General features: G+C 33.8%; 21 protein-coding genes and 1 tRNA gene. 14 read left to right on the forward strand and 8 right to left on the reverse strand.

Going from position 1 to position 20,129, the window contains the following annotated elements:
• Positions 1 to 54 precede the first annotated feature (54 nt).
• From CSUIS_RS07830 to ccoG, 5 genes are all read right to left on the reverse strand, one after another.
• A complete protein-coding gene (locus tag CSUIS_RS07830) occupies positions 55 to 1,365 on the reverse strand; it encodes a hemolysin family protein (RefSeq protein ID WP_086237452.1) in 1,311 nt (436 codons plus the stop codon).
• Between the two features lie 83 nt (positions 1,366 to 1,448).
• The gene (locus CSUIS_RS07835) at positions 1,449 to 2,849 is read right to left on the reverse strand and encodes an efflux transporter outer membrane subunit (protein WP_086298418.1); all 1,401 of its coding nucleotides are present in this window, start codon (positions 2,847 to 2,849) and stop codon (positions 1,449 to 1,451) included.
• Positions 2,842 to 5,982 (reverse strand): efflux RND transporter permease subunit, encoded by a 3,141-nt coding sequence (locus CSUIS_RS07840; RefSeq protein WP_086298420.1) that lies wholly within the window; start codon positions 5,980 to 5,982, stop codon positions 2,842 to 2,844. Before CSUIS_RS07840 ends, CSUIS_RS07835 begins: the two co-directional genes overlap by 8 nt.
• Positions 5,983 to 7,056, reverse strand: coding sequence for an efflux RND transporter periplasmic adaptor subunit (locus CSUIS_RS07845; protein WP_086298421.1), 1,074 nt, complete (start codon positions 7,054 to 7,056; stop codon positions 5,983 to 5,985).
• A 149-nt stretch (positions 7,057 to 7,205) separates the two neighbouring features.
• Complete coding sequence (ccoG, locus tag CSUIS_RS07850) at positions 7,206 to 8,582, reverse strand: cytochrome c oxidase accessory protein CcoG (protein ID WP_086237456.1); 1,377 nt, start codon at positions 8,580 to 8,582, stop codon at positions 7,206 to 7,208.
• 153 nt (positions 8,583 to 8,735) lie between these two features.
• Here ccoG and rpsU point away from each other — a divergent pair, with 153 nt between their 5' ends.
• On the forward strand, positions 8,736 to 8,948 hold the full coding sequence (gene rpsU / locus CSUIS_RS07855) for a 30S ribosomal protein S21 (protein WP_086237457.1): 213 nt from the start codon (positions 8,736 to 8,738) through the stop codon (positions 8,946 to 8,948).
• 179 nt (positions 8,949 to 9,127) lie between these two features.
• Here the strand turns inward: rpsU and CSUIS_RS07860 are convergent, their stop codons facing one another.
• Together CSUIS_RS07860 and CSUIS_RS08410 are read right to left on the reverse strand one after the other, a co-directional pair.
• Entirely contained in the window at positions 9,128 to 9,331 is a 204-nt protein-coding gene (locus CSUIS_RS07860; RefSeq protein WP_086298422.1) for a hypothetical protein, read from the reverse strand.
• A gap of 435 nt (positions 9,332 to 9,766) precedes the next feature.
• Positions 9,767 to 10,273 carry a hypothetical protein gene (locus CSUIS_RS08410; protein WP_192940188.1) on the reverse strand — a complete coding sequence of 169 codons (507 nt, stop codon included), beginning with the start codon at positions 10,271 to 10,273 and terminating at the stop codon, positions 9,767 to 9,769.
• Between the two features lie 215 nt (positions 10,274 to 10,488).
• Between CSUIS_RS08410 and CSUIS_RS07870 the strand changes: the two genes are divergently transcribed.
• From CSUIS_RS07870 to CSUIS_RS07920, 11 genes are all read left to right on the forward strand, one after another.
• Entirely contained in the window at positions 10,489 to 11,091 is a 603-nt protein-coding gene (locus tag CSUIS_RS07870) for a MotA/TolQ/ExbB proton channel family protein (protein ID WP_086242379.1), read from the forward strand.
• Complete coding sequence (locus CSUIS_RS07875) at positions 11,088 to 11,501, forward strand: ExbD/TolR family protein (RefSeq protein ID WP_086237461.1); 414 nt, start codon at positions 11,088 to 11,090, stop codon at positions 11,499 to 11,501. The genes CSUIS_RS07870 and CSUIS_RS07875 overlap by 4 nt, the downstream gene beginning before the upstream one ends.
• Positions 11,502 to 11,522: 21 nt before the next feature.
• Complete coding sequence (locus CSUIS_RS07880) at positions 11,523 to 13,538, forward strand: TonB-dependent receptor (RefSeq protein ID WP_086298424.1); 2,016 nt, start codon at positions 11,523 to 11,525, stop codon at positions 13,536 to 13,538.
• Positions 13,539 to 13,546: 8 nt separating this feature from the next.
• Positions 13,547 to 14,224, forward strand: coding sequence for an energy transducer TonB (locus CSUIS_RS07885; protein WP_086298426.1), 678 nt, complete (start codon positions 13,547 to 13,549; stop codon positions 14,222 to 14,224).
• 3 nt (positions 14,225 to 14,227) lie between these two features.
• Entirely contained in the window at positions 14,228 to 14,410 is a 183-nt protein-coding gene (locus CSUIS_RS07890) for a hypothetical protein (RefSeq protein WP_086237464.1), read from the forward strand.
• Positions 14,407 to 14,922, forward strand: coding sequence for a flavodoxin family protein (locus CSUIS_RS07895; RefSeq protein WP_086298428.1), 516 nt, complete (start codon positions 14,407 to 14,409; stop codon positions 14,920 to 14,922). Before CSUIS_RS07890 ends, CSUIS_RS07895 begins: the two co-directional genes overlap by 4 nt.
• A 9-nt stretch (positions 14,923 to 14,931) precedes the next feature.
• Positions 14,932 to 15,516 (forward strand): ABC transporter domain-containing protein, encoded by a 585-nt coding sequence (locus CSUIS_RS07900; RefSeq protein ID WP_086298430.1) that lies wholly within the window; start codon positions 14,932 to 14,934, stop codon positions 15,514 to 15,516.
• Between the two features lie 65 nt (positions 15,517 to 15,581).
• Positions 15,582 to 16,343 (forward strand): HugZ family heme oxygenase, encoded by a 762-nt coding sequence (locus tag CSUIS_RS07905; protein ID WP_086237467.1) that lies wholly within the window; start codon positions 15,582 to 15,584, stop codon positions 16,341 to 16,343.
• Between the two features lies 1 nt (position 16,344).
• Positions 16,345 to 17,331, forward strand: coding sequence for a FecCD family ABC transporter permease (locus tag CSUIS_RS07910; RefSeq protein ID WP_086298432.1), 987 nt, complete (start codon positions 16,345 to 16,347; stop codon positions 17,329 to 17,331).
• A gap of 1 nt (position 17,332) precedes the next feature.
• Entirely contained in the window at positions 17,333 to 18,100 is a 768-nt protein-coding gene (locus CSUIS_RS07915) for an ABC transporter ATP-binding protein (protein WP_086298632.1), read from the forward strand.
• A gap of 1 nt (position 18,101) precedes the next feature.
• A complete protein-coding gene (locus CSUIS_RS07920; RefSeq protein WP_086298434.1) occupies positions 18,102 to 18,908 on the forward strand; it encodes an ABC transporter substrate-binding protein in 807 nt (268 codons plus the stop codon).
• A gap of 211 nt (positions 18,909 to 19,119) precedes the next feature.
• Here the strand turns inward: CSUIS_RS07920 and CSUIS_RS07925 are convergent.
• Positions 19,120 to 19,207, reverse strand: a tRNA-Ser gene (locus tag CSUIS_RS07925).
• Between the two features lie 186 nt (positions 19,208 to 19,393).
• On the opposite strand from CSUIS_RS07925, the gene moaC reads away from it, so the two are divergent.
• The gene (moaC, locus tag CSUIS_RS07930) at positions 19,394 to 19,879 is read left to right on the forward strand and encodes a cyclic pyranopterin monophosphate synthase MoaC (protein ID WP_086237469.1); all 486 of its coding nucleotides are present in this window, start codon (positions 19,394 to 19,396) and stop codon (positions 19,877 to 19,879) included.
• Positions 19,863 to 20,129: an HP0495 family protein gene (locus tag CSUIS_RS07935; RefSeq protein ID WP_086237470.1), complete on the forward strand. Its 267-nt coding sequence runs from the start codon at positions 19,863 to 19,865 to the stop codon at positions 20,127 to 20,129. The genes moaC and CSUIS_RS07935 overlap by 17 nt, the downstream gene beginning before the upstream one ends.

A 20,129-nucleotide genomic window follows, 5' to 3' on the forward strand; every position in this document is an offset into this window, starting at 1 on the left:
TTTAGATTAAAATTGATGGTAAAAGCTTGGCACCACGCCAAAGGGCGTAGCACACTAGTCAAATTCATCTTCATCATCATTGGAGTTTAAAAGCGTTACTTTAACGGCTCCAATGCTAGTTCCATCCATCTTTATAACTTCATAAATGCAGTTTTGATCCTCTATAGTATCGCCCACAACCGGTAATCTCTCAAATAGATTAAACACATAACCGCCAATCGTAAGCTGCTCTGTCTCTTCATCAAATCTAATACCCATTATCTCTTCAACGGCTTCTATCTCAAATCTACCATTGAATTCATATGTATCATCGGCAATTTTTTTATAGTTTTGGTCTTTATCATCGTGTTCGTCATTTATATCGCCCACTATCTCTTCGATTATATCTTCCATAGTAAGAAGTCCTGCTGTCCCGCCATACTCATCTACTACAAGGGCGGCTGAAATTCTATCTTTATTCATCATAACAAGAATTTTGGATATTGAGCTATTTTCTGGGACTATGATAAATTTTCTTACGATTTTATCCAAATTTTCTATTTTGCCATCTAGATCGTTTTGTAAAATATCCCTTATATGAATCATACCCAAAACGCTATCTTTGCTACCATCGATATATGGAAATCTAGTATATTTGCTCTTTATTATTATGTTCATATTTTCTTCAAAACTCAATTTTTTATTCAAGCAAACAACATCTTTGCGTGGAGTCATAATCTCCTTAGCCACTGTATCACTAAAATCAACGGCGTTTTTTATAATCTCGCTCTCCATGCTATCTAGCACACCACCTTTTAGGCTCTCGCCAACGATGATTTTAATCTCCTCTTCAGAGTGTGCTAATTCGCTCTCTCTAGCAGGTCTAATGCCAATTAGCTTTAAAAACATAGCCGCTATAAAGTCAAATGTGCGAATAACTGGGAAAAAGATAATCCAAAAAAAGTATAATGGTCTAGCTATCAAAAGCACGGCTTGTTCGGCCTTAGCGATTGCTACTGACTTTGGCACAAGCTCGCCTAAGACAACATGTAATAAAGTAATAAAACTAAAAGCGATAACAAATGATACTGTGTGTAAAGTAGTGATATTATCAATGCCAAATATTGATTTTAACGGCTCTCTAATAATATCAGCCACGGCTGGTTCCCCAATCCATCCAAGAGCAAGGGAGCTAAGGGTAATGCCTAATTGCGTAGCACTAAGATAAGTATCTAGCGAATTTGACATTCTTAGGGCGAGTTTAGCATTTGGTCGTCTCTCTTTGACAAGCTCTTCTAAACGAGACCTTCTAACCTTAACAATACAAAACTCAGACAAGACAAAAAAGCCATTTAAAAATATGAAAATGGCTGCCAAAATTATCATAATAATGGGGTAACTCTCCAAAATATGTCCTTAAAAATCTAGATAAATAGCTCCAATTATAGCATAAATTTTAGAAATTTAGACTAATTTGAGCTTTGCTGGATTAAATTCTCTCTTGTTTTATTATCTGTCTCATACTCAAAACCACCGCCAAAAGCCTTAAATACAGAAACAATGCTATTTACAGCTTCTAAATTCGCACTAGATAAGCTTAATTTTGCCGATAGCAAATTTCTTTGAGAATCTAGTAGCTCCAAATGACTGCTATAACCAGCATCATAGCGACTTTGAGCTATGTCATAGACCTTTTGTTGGCTTGATACTAAATTTTCCATACTACGGGCTTTCATAAGCGAATTTTTCCTATCATCAAGTGCGGTTCTAATCTCGCTAAAGGCATTTTTAACAGCCTTATCATAGGCTAAAAAAGATGCGTTTTGATCCAAATTTGCTAGTTCAACACTATTATATGTGCGACCAAAATCTATAAGCGGTGCTAGTAAGCTCCCGCCTACATTCCACGCTGTTTTATTAGAATTTATCAAATTATCTAAATCATTGCTAGTATAGCCAAACATACCTGTGATGGAAATTTGAGGTAGCCACTGAGTTCTAACTACACCGACTAAAAAATTGCTTGACTTTAATCTCTCAAGCGCACTTGCTACATCGGCTCTTTTTAATAAAATATCTGAGCTAATACCGCTTGGAACTTCAGGCAACATCGGTAAATTAGTAGATACATTCATATCAGAATACAAAATTTCATTTAAATCTCCGCCAACTAATATTACAAGAGATGAGTTAGCTTGTGAGATTTGCATTTGTAAGCTAGCTAGCTGAGCCCTTGCCTCATCAGCAGTAGCAACAGCTTGAGCGTATATCAACTCATCTATCTCACCAGCAGCTAATTGCATAGCTCTATACTCCACACTTTGAATATATGAATTTAGCGTATCTAGCAAGATCTGCTCTTGCTCTTTTAAGGAGACAAGCAAGAAATATGTATTTGCCACGCTACTTGCTAGGCTAATTCTAGCACTCTCATAATCAAATTTAGTAGCATTATATATAGACTGGCTTGCATTTGCCTTATCTCTTACTCTACCCCACAAATCAAGCTCATAGCTCAAAACAGCACTTAGAGAAAATTTATTTATATTATTGCTACTAGTATCTGCTCTACCATCTTTAGTCGCTTCGCCTTGTAATGAGATATTTGGAAGATACTCAAGCCTATCTAGCCTTAGATTGATTCTAGCTTTTTCTATATTATTTAACGCAATGAGTAGATCGCTATTGTTTTGTAATGATTTTTGGATTAATATATTTAACTTATCATCACCAAAGCTCTCCCACCACTTCTGACTAACGCTATAATAATCCATCTGGTATCTATACTCTTGCTCTATCTCAATCATATCAGGGCGAAGTGAGCAACCACTAATAATAGCTGCTATAAAAACCATAATAATCCTATTCATCTTTTGCTCCAAATTTAGCTCTTTTGCTATCTAGCCACTCATTAAAGCTCTCTAATATATAGAAAAATAGTGGCACAAAAAATATCGCAATTGTAGATGCTGCTATCATACCACCAATTACGCCAGTACCTAATGCGTGGCGTGATGCAGCACCTGCTCCAGTAGCTAACGCCATCGGTAAAACCCCTAAAGTAAAGGCTAGTGAAGTCATAACAATCGGTCTAAATCTCATCTTAGAAGCACTAATGGCCGCATCTTTTATGCTTTTACCAGCGATATGCTCTTGCATAGCAAATTCAACTATCAAAATCGCATTTTTAGCCGCTAAGCCTATTAAAAGAAGCAATCCAATCTCAAAATAGACATCATTGCTAAGACCACGCAAATATGTAAAAGCTAACGCCCCAAATACCGAGAATGGCACGGCTGTCACAACTGCTAAAGGCATTAGCCATCTCTCATATTGAGCTGCCAAAATCAAAAATACAAATATAAGACCAAATACAAATGCTTGAGCTCCTTTACCTGTGCTACTGACCTCTTGATATGCTGAACCGGCCCAACCTATATTATACTCATTACCAAGCTCTTCTTTTATAATCCTTTCAATCTCTTTAATAGAATCTCCAGAAGTATATCCAGGCTTTGGCTCACCCATAATTTTAGCGGCTGGAAAGCCATTAAATCTATCGACATTATCAGGGCCAAGACCCCTTGTAAGAGTAACAATAGAATCAAGTGGCACTAAATTTCCACTTGCACTACGCACATAAAGTAGCCCCAAATCATCAGGAGAATCTCTATAACTCTCATAGGCTCTTATATTTACCTTATAGGTCTTACCAAGGATGTTAAAATCATTTACATAGTATTGACCTATGGTTGAATTGATAGTATCAAATATATCATTAAATGAAATTCCCATCATCTTAATCTTATCTCTATTTAGCGTTAGATTATATAGAGGGAAATTAGTATCAAGCGTGGTTCTAACTTGAGTTAAAACTGGGCTTTGATTGGCTTTTGCTACGACCCTTTGCACATCGGCTTCTATTTGATTATAATTCTTACCGGTTATATTTTGTGCGTATAATTCAAAACCACCTGTCATAGATAGCCCCATAATCGGCGGTGGCGTAGTAACAAAAGCTAAAGAGTTTCTATCAGCACCATAGAGCATACCCATAAATTGCCCCGCCATAGTAGCGGCTGAATTTTCTATACCGGGACGCTCATTCCACGGCTGAAGAGTGATAAACATCATACCAGCATTCTCTCTAAGCGACCCAGCCATCATATCATATCCTGTTAGCGTGGTTACGCTTTTGACATTTGGATTTTTAGATACAACACTTTCTATAAATGCAGCATCTTCAAGAGTTCTTGGTAGGGTTGAGGCTGGAGGTAAATTTATGATAGTTAAAATACTTCCCTTATCCTCAGCTGGGACTAGTCCGCTAGGAATTATCTTAAACAGCTCAATCATCATAAAAATTATAATCCCAACGCTAATTAAGCTAATAATCACATGACGCAAAATCCTTGCTACACCAGCTGAGAATATCCTTGTTGAAAAGTCAAAAAATTCATTAAATTTACGCACAAACCAAAATGGTGGTTTCTCCTTTTTACGCAGTATTATCGCACAAAGTGCAGGAGTAAGAGTAAGAGCTACAAGCCCTGATATACACACAGATACAACCAAAGTTAGAGCAAATTGCTTTTGTATCACACCCACAAAACCTTCCATAAAAGAAACTGGGATAAATACCGCTGAAAGCACTAACACAATGGATATAACAGGTGCCATAATCTCATCCATAGCCTTGATGGTGGCTTCTTTGACGCTTAAATTTGGCTCTTCGTGTAAAATCCGCTCGACATTTTCTATAACGATAATAGCATCATCAACGACAATCCCAATAGCCAAAATAAGAGCAAAAAGGGTAATTAAATTTACAGAAAATCCCATTACATAAATTCCCGCAAATGCCCCCAAAATAGATACTGGAACGGTAAGCAGTGGAATAAAAGTAGCCCTAAGATTTCCTAAAAACATATATATAACTATCACAACCAAAATAATTGCTTCTATAAAGGTTTTAATAACCTCATCAATAGATACTTTGACAAATTCAGTCGTATCATATGCTACTCTATAGGTCATATCCCCTGGGAAACTCTCTTTTAACTGATCGACTCTAGCCTTTACAGCTTCAGCAGTTTCTAGGGCATTTGCACCACTTTGTAAAAATATAAGCACTGGCACCATACTACCACCATTAAAACGCCCAGCAAATGCATAACTTTGCGATCCAAGCTCTATACTAGCGACATCTTTTAATCTAATAATATTACCACTTAAATCAGCCCTTACTATAATATCTTCAAATTCGCTAATCTGCGTTAGCCTACCCTCTGGCTTGATAGAATATACATAAGGGTTACCAGTAGCCATAGGCTGCTCACCAATCTTACCAGCTGCATATTGTGAATTTTGCTCTCTAATGGCCGCTATTACCTCATTTATAGTCATATTATAGTGTTTTAGCATTTCAGGCTTGATCCAAATTCGCATAGAATACTCTTTATTACCGATTACTACGGCATCCCCTACGCCTTTTACACGCTTTAGCTCATCTGCTATATTGATACTTACATAATTAGATAGCTCTGTATCATTCATCTTTTTGCTTGGATCATAAAATGCTAAAACCTCTAATATATTACTACTTCGCTCATCAACCTTTACGCCAACCCTACGCACCTCTTCTGGCAATTTTGATAGTATCGGACTTACTCTATTATTGACATTTACTGAAGCCGTTTGCGGATTGGTGCCAATTTCAAAAAATATATTTAAGCTCATAGTCCCAGATGAGCTTGATGTGCTTTGCATATATATCATATCATCAACGCCATTTATAGCCTCTTCTAATGGAGCGGCTACGGCACTGGCTATGGTTTGAGCATCAGCACCACTATATGTGGCTTGGACGACGATTTGTGGTGGGGTGAGTTGTGGATACTCCTCCACGGCGGCATTTTTAAGCCCGATTAAACCAGCTAAAACAATTATGATAGAGATAACGCACGCAAAAACTGGGCGATTTATAAAAAATTTAGAAAACATCTATTCGCCTTTTGTTGCTACAATCTGCACAAGCGAGCCATCTTTGATCTTTTTAAAATTATCCAAAACTACCTTATCTCCATCTTCTAATCCACTTGAGATTACTACGCTTATGGCATCTTGAGAGGCAATTTTAATGGCTTTTTTTACCACTTTACCATCTTGAACGACATAGACAAATGGATTTACTAAATCTTGTAATACGGCAATTTGCGGAATTTTAAATCCATTTTTTTGATAAAATCCATGCACTTTAACAGCGGCAAATACTCCTGGGCGAATTTGGGTTTGGTTATTATCAAATTTAGCCTTTGCTTTTATCGTGCCACTATTTTGATCGATTACGCTATCGATAAAATTAATAGTCCCATTATACTCATTGCCATTACTTAGCCTAATCTCCACTTTAGAATCTAGCTGCTTCCACTGACCGCTTGCACTTTTTTCATCTATATTGAGCTTATCAGTATCAGAAATGCCAAATTCTACAAATATCGGATTTAGCCTTGTGATACGCACTAGATCATTATCAGTAGCACTCACATATGAGCCAACATCTTTAAGAGTATCGCCAATCACCCCATCAAATGGTGCCCTAACCACCGAATAATCCAAATCCACTTTAGCGTTATTTAAATTTGCTAGTGCTGAGCCATACGCACTACTAGATGCGTCAAATTCTTTAGCTGATATTGCATTTTTAGATCTTAATATCACTGCTCTATCATATTGTGCTTTGGCGTTTTTATAAGTTGCTAGCTTCTCATTATAATTGGCTCTATATTTTGCTTCATCGATTTGATATAGCTTCTCTCCTTGTTTAATCGTGCTTCCAGGGGTAAAAAACTGCTTTTCAATGGAGCCAACTACCTTACCTTTGATAATCACATCCATATCACTAACAACTTGACCATTAAATTCAAGAGTTATCGGAATATCTCCCATCTTTGCTACCAATACGCTTACTGGCAATGCTGGAGCGGTTTGCTGAGTGCTATTTTTCTTACTATCGCTGCAGCTTACCATCATCAAAGCAGTAAAGCCAAGAGCCAAAATTCTCCCTAATTTATTCATATATAGCCTTTCAAATTTTTGCGATATTCTACAACAAATTTAATAAAAAAAAATTAATATAAGCAGTTTTAACCAAAAAAATGATTAATATTTTCCAGTTTTATCTTGATATTTGTTATCAAAAGGAGAGCCAAATCTCCATTTGATAATTATTTTGAATTTAAAGCTTTTTCTAGCTCAATCTGTTTAGGATAGACAAAAATTGTTTTACGATCAACGCTAATTAACTCTTTATTATCATTAGCGTATGCATGAATCATAATATCTATTGGCGTATCGTGTCTAGTATCATTTACCAAAGTATGGGTGGTGCTTAGCACTACTATAATCTTCTTCTTGCCACCAGCTTTGAGAGTTATAGGCTTTAGAGGTCTATCGATTGCTATTTTAGTCTCATTGACATCAAAATAGTAAGAGTGCTCTGTATTATCTGTATTTTGGATTAAAAATGTATAGGCGTTTTGAACTTTTAAGCTATTATCATCAAGCACTTGAATGCTATATAGCTGGGTTGCTCTATTTATGTTTAGTAGCATATGCTCTTTTTTAGTCGTCATAACGCCAAGTGCGATTATAGCTACGCACAACACAACCATATAAGCAATTGTTCTAAATCTAAAATATTTAACCTTATTTCCAGTTTTTACAGCCTTAGCACTTGTCCAATTTATCAAACTTTTTTTACCAAGCTTACCCATCACTTCACTACACGCATCGCTACACTCTAAGCAGTTTATACACTCTAGTTGCATGCCTTTTCGTATATCAATGTGAGTTGGACAAACCCTCACACAAGCCTCACAGCCAATGCACTCTGCATCTGGGGCGGTAGGCTTTTTGCCTAATTTCATATGGCCATCATAAATTTTACCACCACGATTTTCATCATAGATTACTTGAATGGTATCATTATCAAACATAACGCTTTGAATTCTCGCATACGGACAGACATAAACGCAGAAATTCTCAGCCAAATACACCACATCAAATACTAAAAACGCACTAATTCCTATTAAAATTCCAACTAAAAGCTTATGCTCTGCTGGATTAGCAAGATAAGCAAAAAAATCCTCAGGTGGCACAAAATACCACATAAAATTACTCGCAGCGACAAAAGCAAGAGCTATCCAGATTATCACTGAGATAAATTTTTTAATGATGTTGCCATCAAATTCTTTTTGCTTGTCTTTAATATTTTTACGAATTCTAAGAATTTTGGTGCTGATTAAATCTCTATAAATTACACGAAATATCGTCTGCGGACAGGTCCATCCGCACCAAACCCTTCCGCCTAAAGTAGTCATAAAAAATATACTCAAAAACAAAATAATAAGCAAAAATGGCATCAAATATAGCTCTTGCATATCAAATGAAGTAAATAGCAAATGTAGCTGCTTTTTATCAAAGCTAAGCAAAAATAAATGATTGCCGTTAATACGAATAAATGGAGTTATCAAAGCTATTAAAGTAACGATAGAATAGACAATATAGCGTCGCTTCGTGTAGTGCGTAGGAGAGCAAGACATTTGGAATTTCCTTTGAATTTTTGGCGACGATTATATAACTTCTTATATTAAAACATAATTAATAAAAAATTTTATATTATTTGTAATGAGTATTTAAGTTAAATTTGATTAAAATTACAATTTTTAAATTTTAAACGAAAGGTGGTGAGGATCGTGCCAGGAGTTAAGGTACATCCAAACGAGTCTTTTGATGAGGCATACAGACGCTTTAAAAAGCAAACTGATCGTAACTTAGTAGTTACCGAAGTTCGCGCTAGAAGATTTTTCGAGCCTATGACTGAAGTTCGCAAAAAGCAGAAAATTTCAGCTCGTAAAAAAATGCTTAAAAGACTCTATATGCTTAGACGCTATGAGTCAAGACTCTAATACCATAATGACCGCTTCGGCGGTCTTTTTAACGCTATTTTTATAGCTTTTTTGAATTTAACTATATTTTCCATTGCGTTTTAGCTATGTGTAGGCAAATGATAGCACTCCGCAAAAATATTTATTAGTGATGGATTAGCAAAATTTAATCTTATAGCTAAATTTTACTTTAATATTAGCTAGTTTAAGTGCCTTAAAAAATTCCATAAAATGGTAAAAATGGCTAGTGTGGCAAAATATTTATCCTTTGGGGCTAGAGTTTTATCATTAAAGCTATCATCAAGATATTTAATAGCCTTATCAAATATTGAGTTTTCACTAACGATTGACGCTTCTATTTGTTTATAATCACTAATTAGCTTATTTGTGTCTAAATTTAGCATTTTTTCTCCTTTATTTATATTATTTTAACTTCGCCGCACGAGCTAAGCCCAGCTTTGCGACCAAAGTTTAGCACTTTACAAAAACCTCGGCTAAAGCCGTCGCATTCGCTGGTTTTCAAGGAAACCACCCCTAAAGGTGTCGCATTCGCTGGTTTTCAAGGAAACCACCCCTAAAGGTGTCGCATTCGCTGGTTTTGGAAACGCACTAAAGCCCCTACTTCGTAGGGTTACCCCTATTTTAACTTCGCCGCACGAGCTAAGCCCCACTTTGCGACAAGGAGCCACACTCCCTTGACCCACCTCTTGTGCTTTGAACTATCTTTGAGAAAGTTATCCATCCGACAAATGCGGATTTTTTTGGTTGGTTTTTCTATATCTTTTTAGCCTTTTTATAAACTTGATAAAGCTCATCTTGTGTTGGCTCGTTAGCTTCAGCTAGAAATTTAGCGTATTGCTTGGCTCTAGTTTCAGCTTTTTTATGCTTTGATTTGGTATAGTTTCACCCATAGCTTCTACTTCTTGTTTAGCTATTTGTGGGGCGTTTAAAGTAGAGAGCGTGTCCCCACCCCATACTATATCACCCTTAAATTTACCGCTATAAGCGGACAAGTTCGCGGTATCGCCTTTAACTTGTGAATTTGGCTTTCTTTTATCTTTATTCAGTTTTGGATTTCTAAAAATCATTTTATCTTTTATATTTCTATCAAAATAAAATGTTATAATATCATCAGTAACCGTAGGTTGTGGTAATTCGGCGGTCGTCATGTCCCTACGGCTACTATCAGCAACAACTCTAAATCTAACCCCTTCTTTATTTTCCCATTCGTAAATTCTAGCTCCATTTTTATCTATAAAAGGCTCTTTGTATGTTTTTATATACTCTCTTAATGAGTTGCCTAAATTTAAAAGCTTCAGTCTTGATATAAGTTGCTTTTTTATCATTATAAGTTACATTGTGGATGCCTCTTATCTCTTTTTTTAGCTTCAGATAAAGTTAAAAAATAAAAATTTTATCTTTATATATTTACCATAGATAAAAAATATTGATTTTAATTATCATTTAAGTAATTTATTGTTACAATTCCATTTAGTTTTTGATAAGCAATATCAAAATATAATATTTAGGAGTAAATTTATCTTTATTTACGGAGAATTTAATGTTAGCATATTTTTATACTGGCGGTCCATTTATGTGGCCTATATTTTTCCTTTTTGTTTTGTCATTTGGGGTAATACTTGAAAAGCTCTGTTACTTTCTGATTTACGAACTAGATGCCACGGCAAAATTTAAGATGAAGTTAGCAACTCTAATCAACAGCAACAAAGATGAAGAGGTAAAAATTTTATGCCAAAAATATAAAAATACAATTGCTAAAACTACTATTTTTGTGCTTGAAAGTGTAAATTTTAAACTAGATACAAAATCGCAAATAGACTACATTATTGAAGAGGCTATAAATGATAAAATTGTAAATTTGGAAAAACATAACTGGATTCTTAGAATGTGTGCAAGCGTAGCTCCGCAACTTGGGCTTTTAGGCACAATTACTGGAATGATTAGATCATTTGCTGGATTAAGTGGCGGAGCAAATGCACCAGAGGTAGCCATAGGAATTTCAGAAGCACTCTACACCACAGCAGCCGGTCTAATAGTAGCAATTCCTTGCTTAATAATTCATCTAATGATAAACAAGAAAATAGATTATATTTTAAATGACTTAAATAGAACAATTGGGCTTTTTAGCAGGAGAATTGCATGAAATTTGTAAGAAGAGAACAAAATAAAATCGGCAGAATTTCTATGCTAAATTTGATCGATGTTATCTTTGTTTTGTTGCTATTTTTTATGCTAACAACAACATTTAACAAACTTACTCATTTTAATGTAAATTTACCGCAGACTACTACTGAATTTGAAAAAGATAATAACTTGCCAGTAGAATTATTTTATGAAATAAATGAAAAAATTACATTAAAAATTGGCGAAATAGAGCAAATTTTAAGTATAGACGCATTAAAAAATTTCATCTCGAATTTGGATGAAAATCATAAAAATAGTATCAAAATAAGCGCCGATGAAGGGCTTGAATATAAGAAAATTATCGATCTTATTTCTATTTTAAAAGATGCAAATGTCAATAATGTAGAGTTAAATATAAGAAAAAATTAAACCAATAATTTAGGAGTTAAAATGATAAACAAATTTGCTATTTTTAGTCTATGCGCCACATCAGCTATCGCTCTTAATGCCGCTGATACCAAGCTTGATACCACAGTCATCACGGCTACAGGCTTTGAGAGTCCCTTAAAAGATGAAACTAGAAATGTTTCTATCATCACAGCTGATGAGATCCAAGGGCGAGGGTATGCTAGCGTCCAAGAGATCTTAGAAAAAGTTCCAAGTGTAACCTTCGTCAATCCTGGATTTGGCGATACGGTAGATCTTAGAGGTCAAGGAAGCAAAGCCAATACATCTGTAAAAGTATTGATTAACGGAATTGGGTTAAATATGCTAGACACTGCTCATGCTGTAGTTCCAATCAATATGATAAATGTCGATGATATAGAAAGAATTGAGGTAATCCCAGGCGGAGGAAGTGTGCTTTATGGTGGAGGTACTGCAGGTGGCGTTATAAACATAATTACAAAGCAAAAGCCTGAGGATTTTTTTGCTAATATTTCAGCTAAATTTGGCTCATACTCTCACAGATCTACAAATTTAGCTCTAGGGGTAAAAGCAACCGATGATTTATATTTAAAATTTAACGCAAAAGCCTTCAGCGAAAATGGCTATAGATATAATGAAAGAAATAGAGGATATTATACAAGCGGATCAGCTATCTATCAGATAACAGATACTCAAAACATAACACTAAATACAAACTACTATAGCTCAAAAATAGACACAACAAGCTCAATAACAAAAGATGAGCTTAATAATAATAGAAAAGCAGCAGGAAGTGATAAAACATTCCAAAAAGATAGACAACTCGATATTAGCCTAGACTACTCTATTAAGCCAGTTGATGAGCTCGAAATTCGAATAATGCCATATTATCAAAAAATAAAAATGACACCAGATATTTTCTCATCATATGTTACTTATGGTCTTTTCGAAGATGAAAAAAAGGGCGTAAAAACAAAAGGTAGATATGATTATGGTAGTGGCGAATTTGTAGCTGGATACGAATATGAGAAAAATGATGGAGCAAGAAGCTCTATTATGGATATGAATATGCCAACAGGGGGGCGCTATCATAATGATATAAATGTAGATATAACAAAAAATACTCACTCTATATACGCACTTCAAAGGCATGAGTTTAATAGCTGGTTTTCTTTAGGTGCTGGGGCAAGATATGAGTGGGCTGATTATACAAATAGCAGAACTACAAATGTGAATATGACAACAAATGGAATGCCACCTAGACCTATAAATACCACAGATAGCATACAAAATAACACTGATATTAATACTTATGCATTTGAAATTACGCCAAATTTCAAATATTCAGATACTGGGAATGTTTATTTAAAATTTGAGCGTGGCTTTATATCGCCAAGTCCAGTTCAATTAACAGATAAAGATCAAATCAAAGGCTACTCATTTAATAATTTAAAGCCAGAGATATTTAGGACATATGAAGTTGGTATAAAAGACTTAATTTTTGGTCAATTCTCAAGTGCTACAATCTTTAAAACAGATACAACTGATGAGATTGTTTATGAAGAGCTTGGTGGTGGTCGCCACGCTCAAGCTTGGAGATATTATAATCTCTCAAAAACTCGCCGTTATGGACTTGAGCTATATTCAGAGCAATGGCTATTTGACCAATTAAAACTAAGTCAAACATTCTCATATATTAATGCACAGATAAAAGAGGGCAAAGATAATGGAAAAAGAGTGCCACTTGTCCCAAGAACTAAATTTGTGCTAGGAGTTGATTATCTGCCAATTAAAAAGCTTACAATTTTAAGTAATTTTAAATATTTTGATAGCACGGTTGATAGCAACTATGATAAGATAAAAGATCGTTTTATCGTTGATATTGGCACAAAATATGACTTTGCAAAAAATATCTCAATGTCAGCTGGAATAAAAAATCTATTTAATGAAAGGTATAACACATATCAAAATAAAAAACAAAATAGCTATATTCCAGCACCTGAGAGAAATTTTTATGCTGAGTTTAAATACACATTTTAAGGCATAAAATGAGATATTTCTTGCTCTCTCTCATTATAAATTTGGTGATATTATTTTTGCCACTGCACTCAGATGAAGCAATAACTACCCCAAAAAAGATCACTATAAAATTAAATGAAACAAAGGGGCAAGAAACTCCAAAAATCGAGCCAAAACCAAAAAAAGAGGAGATAAAACAAGATCTAGTAGAGGAATTAACAAAAATCGAAAAGGCAAAAGATGAGCCTATAAAAGAAGCTCAAAAATCCAAACCACAGCCAAAACCAAAAAAAGTGCTTAAAGATATACACAAAGTAGAAAAAATAGAGCAAATAAGCGAAATTTCAATTCAAAATCAATTTGATAAATCACAAATTTCAAATAAAACAACTCAAAATATAGTTAATGAGTTTAAAAAAAGCGAAGATGTCTGCCTAGAAGGGGTTGGCTTTATAATCACAAATAAAATAGAACCAACCTACCCTAAAAAAGCACTTTTATTAAAGCTTAGAGATACTTTTAGAGTTGAAGTTGAATTTCAAATAAACAAAGATGGAAGTATTAAAATTCTAAAAGTCAATGGAAAGAGTGAAATTTTTAATGACCAAGCTAAAATATTAACCCAAAAGCTGGATATCAAGGTACTTAAAGATGGTATTAGTAATTGTAAAATTATAAAACCATATGAATTTAAATTTAAAGGATAAAAGGTGCTTATAGAGATAAAATGCCACAAAATGCCAAGCCTTAATAGATCGCAAATAGTAGAATTTTGTAAAATAGATGGATGCTTAAGCATTAAAAGAGAAATACTAAAATACCATAAATTTGATATTTTTTGGAAAAATAGTATCGCAAATATAGTAAGCTTATTTAAAAAGGATTTGGCGTGAAAAAAATTGTCATTGTTTCATCACTTACAGAAAATACAAAAAAAGTTGCAAATAGCATTGCTAGTGCGTTAAATTGTAAAAGCATAAATTATACCCAAATCTCATTACAAGAGTTAGAAAATTATGATTTTATAGCTATAGGATTTTACATAGACAAAGGCGATATGGATAGTGATTTTAAGGGCTTTACAAGCCAAATTCGCTCTAAAAAAATAGGGCTTTTTATAACAATGGGCGGAGATACAAATAGCGAATATGCAAAAAATGCTATAGATGGATTTAAGGCTAAATTTATTTCGCAAGGAAATGAGATTTTAGTTACTTTTTATTCCCAAGGCGCGATCGATCCAAAAATTATAGAAAAAATGCGAGAAATGGCAAAAATTTATCCAAATGATAAACGCTATAAAATCACGCCAGAAAAAGAAGCTAGATGGCTACAAGCAAGCACCCATCCTGATAAAACTGACTTAGAAAATGCAAAAAACGCATTTTTAGCACTGAAAATTTAGAGGTAAAAAGTGAAATTCTATTTAAAATCTACATTTGAGCTTATCTTGATTTTATTCTTAATTTTTGCCGTTATATCTAGAGCTATTATCACGCATTTAGGGCATAATTTTGTATATAATATTCGCTTAAAAATCGTAAAAGAGATATTAAATGCAAAATTTGAAAGCATAAATAAAATTCCAAAAAACAAGCTCTTAGCATCATTAACTAGCGATATAGCATATCTATCACCTGGTATTGGGATTTTGGTTATGCTTTGCCTAGCTGTTATGATTGTTATAAGTTTTTATTTTATGAAAAGAACTTATACATATTTTAACAGACATAGACTTGGCAAAAACACACTTTATAAGGATTATTCTGAGTGTATTGAAGGCCAAAAAAAGCGTTTAGCTCTTATAAATGCTCTTTTAGAAAATAGAAGTTTATTGCTTCTTGATGAGTGGGCGACTAATCAAGATCCAAACTTTAAAGCCATTTTTTATAATGAAATTTTACCTTATCTAAACTCACTTGGATTTACTATTATATTAATTAGTCATGATGGTAGATATTTTTATGCTGCACAAAAAATTTATGAGATAAAAAAATGAAAAGATTAAGATTTAGCTCAGATTGTAATGCAGCTTGAGCTAAACTTTAATTTTAAGGAGAAAAAATGAAAAATAATGCAATTAAGCATATGAATGAGGAGCACGGCGATATAGTCGAGGCAATGGCGATAAAATTTGGCTCACTACAAAATGCCAAAGATGCAAAAATAGTAGATATTGATGAAGATGGTTTGGATATTGATGTTGATGGAAATTTAATAAGAGTTCCATTTGCTAAAAAAGCCAATCAAAATGGCGAAGGATACAAAGATGCGATAATGGAAATTTGTAAAGATTTAAAGCCAAGCGGTGATAAGCTTGTAAAGATTTCAGCTCAATTAATTGAATTTATAGATAGCAATAATAGCGTCATAATTTCTAGCCTAAAAAATGGTATGCCATTTTCATCTTATGCACCAGCTATGAGAAAAGATGATGAAATTTTAGCTTTAATCTCATCAGTAGCACCTCACTATAAAAATTTAATATCAAATCCAGATAAGGTTTCAATTCTTTTCTTACAAGATGAAAGCAAGGCAAACACGATATTTGCACGAATTAGGGCTAGCTGGGAAGCAAAGGCAAATTTTGATAAAAATAGCCAATTAAGAGAATTTTTCTTTGACGAAATAACCAAAAAATTTCCACAAGATCAAGCGGCAAATTTTATAAGAGAAATGAGCGATTTTGAAGTTATTAGATTTAGTCTAACAAATGGTAGATTTGTGCGTGGTTTTGGTGCGGCTTACGATATGGTTGGGTTTAAGATTTTATCCCAAGCCGATGGCGTAAATCCTCACAATATGCCTCACAAACACGGAAAATAATATGCAAAAAGCTTGGCGGACAAATTTATTTTTTATAGCTTTATGCATTTTTTTGGTAATCTATTCGCTAAGTGTTGGTGGAGCAGATATAAGTTTTGGCGATATTTTAAAATTATTTAGCGACCCAAATAGTATAGATGAGGCGAAAAAAACAATTTTACTTGAAATAAGACTTCCAAGACTTATTATGGCATTATTGATTGGAATGCTTTTAGCAAGTAGTGGCGTAATAGTACAAAGCGTATTTTTAAATCCACTTGCTGATCCATATATTATAGGAATTGCAGCAAGTGCGACATTTGGTGCGGTTATTGCATACTTCTTAAAACTCCCAGATATTTATTATGGGGTTTTTGCTTTTTTTGTAGCCTCAGCACTATCTTTAGTGATTTTTAGCCTGTATAAAAAAGGGAAAAGTATAGCCACCTTGCTAATAATTGGTATCGCCTTTAGCTCTTTTTTAGGAGCATTTACGAGCTTTGCTACATATTTGATTGGCGAAGATAGCTTTAAGATAGTTGCTTGGATGATGGGGTTTTTAAGTGGAGCAACTTGGGAGAAAGTGACTATTTTGATAGTTCCAGTGATTTTTTCTACAATGTATTTTTACTTTAAAAGACATGAATTAAATGTACTTTTAAGCGGAGATGATGAGGCAAAAACCCTTGGCGTGAATGTTCAAAAGAGTAAGAAAATACTGCTCATAATAGCAAGTCTCGCAACTGCTTTTAGCGTGGCATTTACAGGAATGATAGGATTTGTAGGACTCATAATTCCACATACACTAAGATTAATTCTTAAAACTTCAAGTAATGCAACTCTAATTCCAGCTTCATTAATTGTGGGAGCTTTATTCTTACTATTTTGTGATAACTTAAGCAAAAGTATTTTATCTCCTATAGAAATTCCAATAGGCGTTGTTACAGCATTTTTCGGTGCTCCATTTTTTCTATTTTTAGCAATAAAACAAGGAAAAGCTAGTGGGTGAAATTTGCGTAAAAGATCTAAGCTTTGGCTATGATAAAAGCCTTATTTTAGAAAATATAAATTTAAGTGCTAAAAGTGGCGAATTTATTGGAATTTTAGGTGCAAATGGTTCTGGAAAAAGCACACTTTTAAAAAATCTTTTAAGGTTAATCGAGCCAAAAAGCGGAATTATAAAAATCAATGATAAACCACTTCAAAATTACACACTAAAAGAGCTAGCCCAAACCATCGGTTTTGTCCCGCAAAAATCGGCTCTATCTATGCCTTTAAGCGTTTTTGATATTCTCTTGATGGGTAGATTTTCATATCTAAAAAATAGCTTTGAAAACTACTCAAATATGGATATAAAAAAGGTCAATGAGATTATGGATCTGCTAAAAATTTCTAAATTTAAAGATAGAATAGCAAACTCATTAAGCGGTGGCGAATTTCAAAGAGTGTTACTTGCAAGAGCACTAATTAGTGAGCCAAAAGCCCTATTTTTAGACGAACCAACAAGCGCGCTTGATTTACACTATGCTGTAGAGATGATGAAAATTTGCAAAAATCTAACAAAAAAGTTAAATTTACTAAGCTTAATGGTAATTCATGATTTAAATCTTGCTAGTATGTTTTGTGATAGATTAATTATGCTAAAAGATGGCAAAATTTGCTATAGTGGTGCTCCAAGAGAGCTTTTTAAGAAGGAAATTTTGAAAGAAATCTATTGCCTAGATTGCGAAATTATCGAATATAATGGTTCATTTTTTGTTATAGCTTCAAAGGATTAAAATGAAAAAATTTCTTATATTAATTTTAGTTGCGTTTTTTGCTTTAAATTTAAATGCTAAACGCCTTGTTGTACTTGATCCAGCCATTATTGAGATGCTTTACATGCTTGAAGCTCAAGATGAAATTGTCGCTATCGCACAGCCGACAACTTCAAAAATTTGGCCCAAAAATCTAACGCAAAATCTCACTAGCGTTGGCACTTACACTAAGCCAAATTTAGAAAAAATTATCGAGCTAAAGCCAGATCTTGTGATTGCTAGTTTTCACTCCATCAATACAATAAGTGAGCTTAAAAAATTCGACATAAATGCCACAATCTTTGAGGCTAATAGCCTTGAAAATATATACTCAAATATAGAAAAAATCGGAGAAATAGTCCAAAAGAGCTCTAAAGCTAAAGAAATTATTTCTTCGCTAAAAAACTCATTAAATAATGCTATAAACTCTGATAATCTAAAGGGAAAAAAGATTGCGATTTTGTTTTCAACAAATCCAATTATGGCATTTAATAACCAAACTTTGCCAGGCGATATTATCTCAAAGCTTGGATTAGAAAACATAGTAACTGATACAAAAGCAAAATCACCCATTTTGCCAATAGAGATGCTACTTACTGCAAATCCTGATTTTATCGTAGTTATCGGAGATAATGAGCAAAAAAATAGCCTGATAAAAACATATCCAGCACTAAAAAGAGTAAAAGCTGCAAAAAATGGAAAAATCATATCCATTCCTTCATCGCTTTTATTAAGAGGAACGCCTAGAATAGAAGAGGGAATTCAAATTCTACTAAAAGAGATGAGATAGAGTAATAAACCAAATATAGCATAATCTGTTTTCTTAGTAAAAATTTGCTAAGAAAACATAAAATAATATTTTAGCTATAAAAGTCTAATTCAAATCATAAATAAACACTCAAAAGGCGTAAATTTTACATGATGTTATGCTATTTATTTTCATAATTTTTAAAGTTATACACCTTTACTACTAGGATATTTGGCTTAGCTATGATTTTCAGTGGCGGACAGAGAGGGATTTGAACCCCCGAAGGCTTTCACCTTACACGCGTTCCAGGCGTGCTCCTTCAACCACTCGGACATCTGCCCAAAACAACAAAAAATTAAAATGATTAAATAAAACACAAGCTCAAAAGAGCAAGTGTCTTTACAAAAAGGAGATTATTTGTTTAGGAGTTTTGATTATATAATTAATTCTTTAACATATAATAAATATAAACTAAAGTAAAAATTATTAAGACAAAATTTGATATAATCATAATAAAAAGGATAAAAATGCTAACTCATTTAAATGAAAAAAATATGCCAAAGATGGTAGATGTAAGCAATAAAGATATAACCAAACGCATAGCAATTGCTAGTGGAGTAATCACAATGTCTAAAGATGCCTACACAGCTATCAAGAATAATACCGCCAAGAAGGGTCCGGTCTTGCAAACTGCTGTGGTTGCTGCTGTGATGGGTGCTAAACGCACTAGCGATCTAATCCCAATGTGCCATCCACTTGCTATAAATTCAGTTGATATAGATATAGTAGATATGCAAGAATTGCTAGGATTTAAGCTCATTGCCAAAGTGGCAACTCAAGGCAAAACTGGCGTAGAGATGGAGGCGCTTAGTGCTGTTAGTGTGGGGCTTCTTACCATCTATGATATGATAAAAGCGATTGATAAATCAATGATAATAAGCGATATAAAACTAGAGTCAAAAAGTGGCGGAAAAAGCGGAGAATATAGGAGAGAAGATGGCTTACATTTGTGAAATAAATGGTAAAAAACCAGAAATAATCTACCCAACATTTTGGGAATATAAGATAATTTTTGATAGCTCAAGCGATGAAAAAAGCATAATCAAAGAGTGTGTAGGAGATAGAAAGCATAAGCTTAAAATCTCTCACACAAGCAAAAATGGTAAATTTAAAAGCTTCAATCTAAGCGTATTGGTAAATAGCGATACCGAGCGTTTGGAGCTATTTACCTTGCTTAAAAAATACTCTAAATTTGTATTATAA

Source organism: Campylobacter porcelli (assembly GCF_002139855.1).
In the GTDB taxonomy this organism is placed as follows: Bacteria; Campylobacterota; Campylobacteria; order Campylobacterales; family Campylobacteraceae; genus Campylobacter; species Campylobacter porcelli.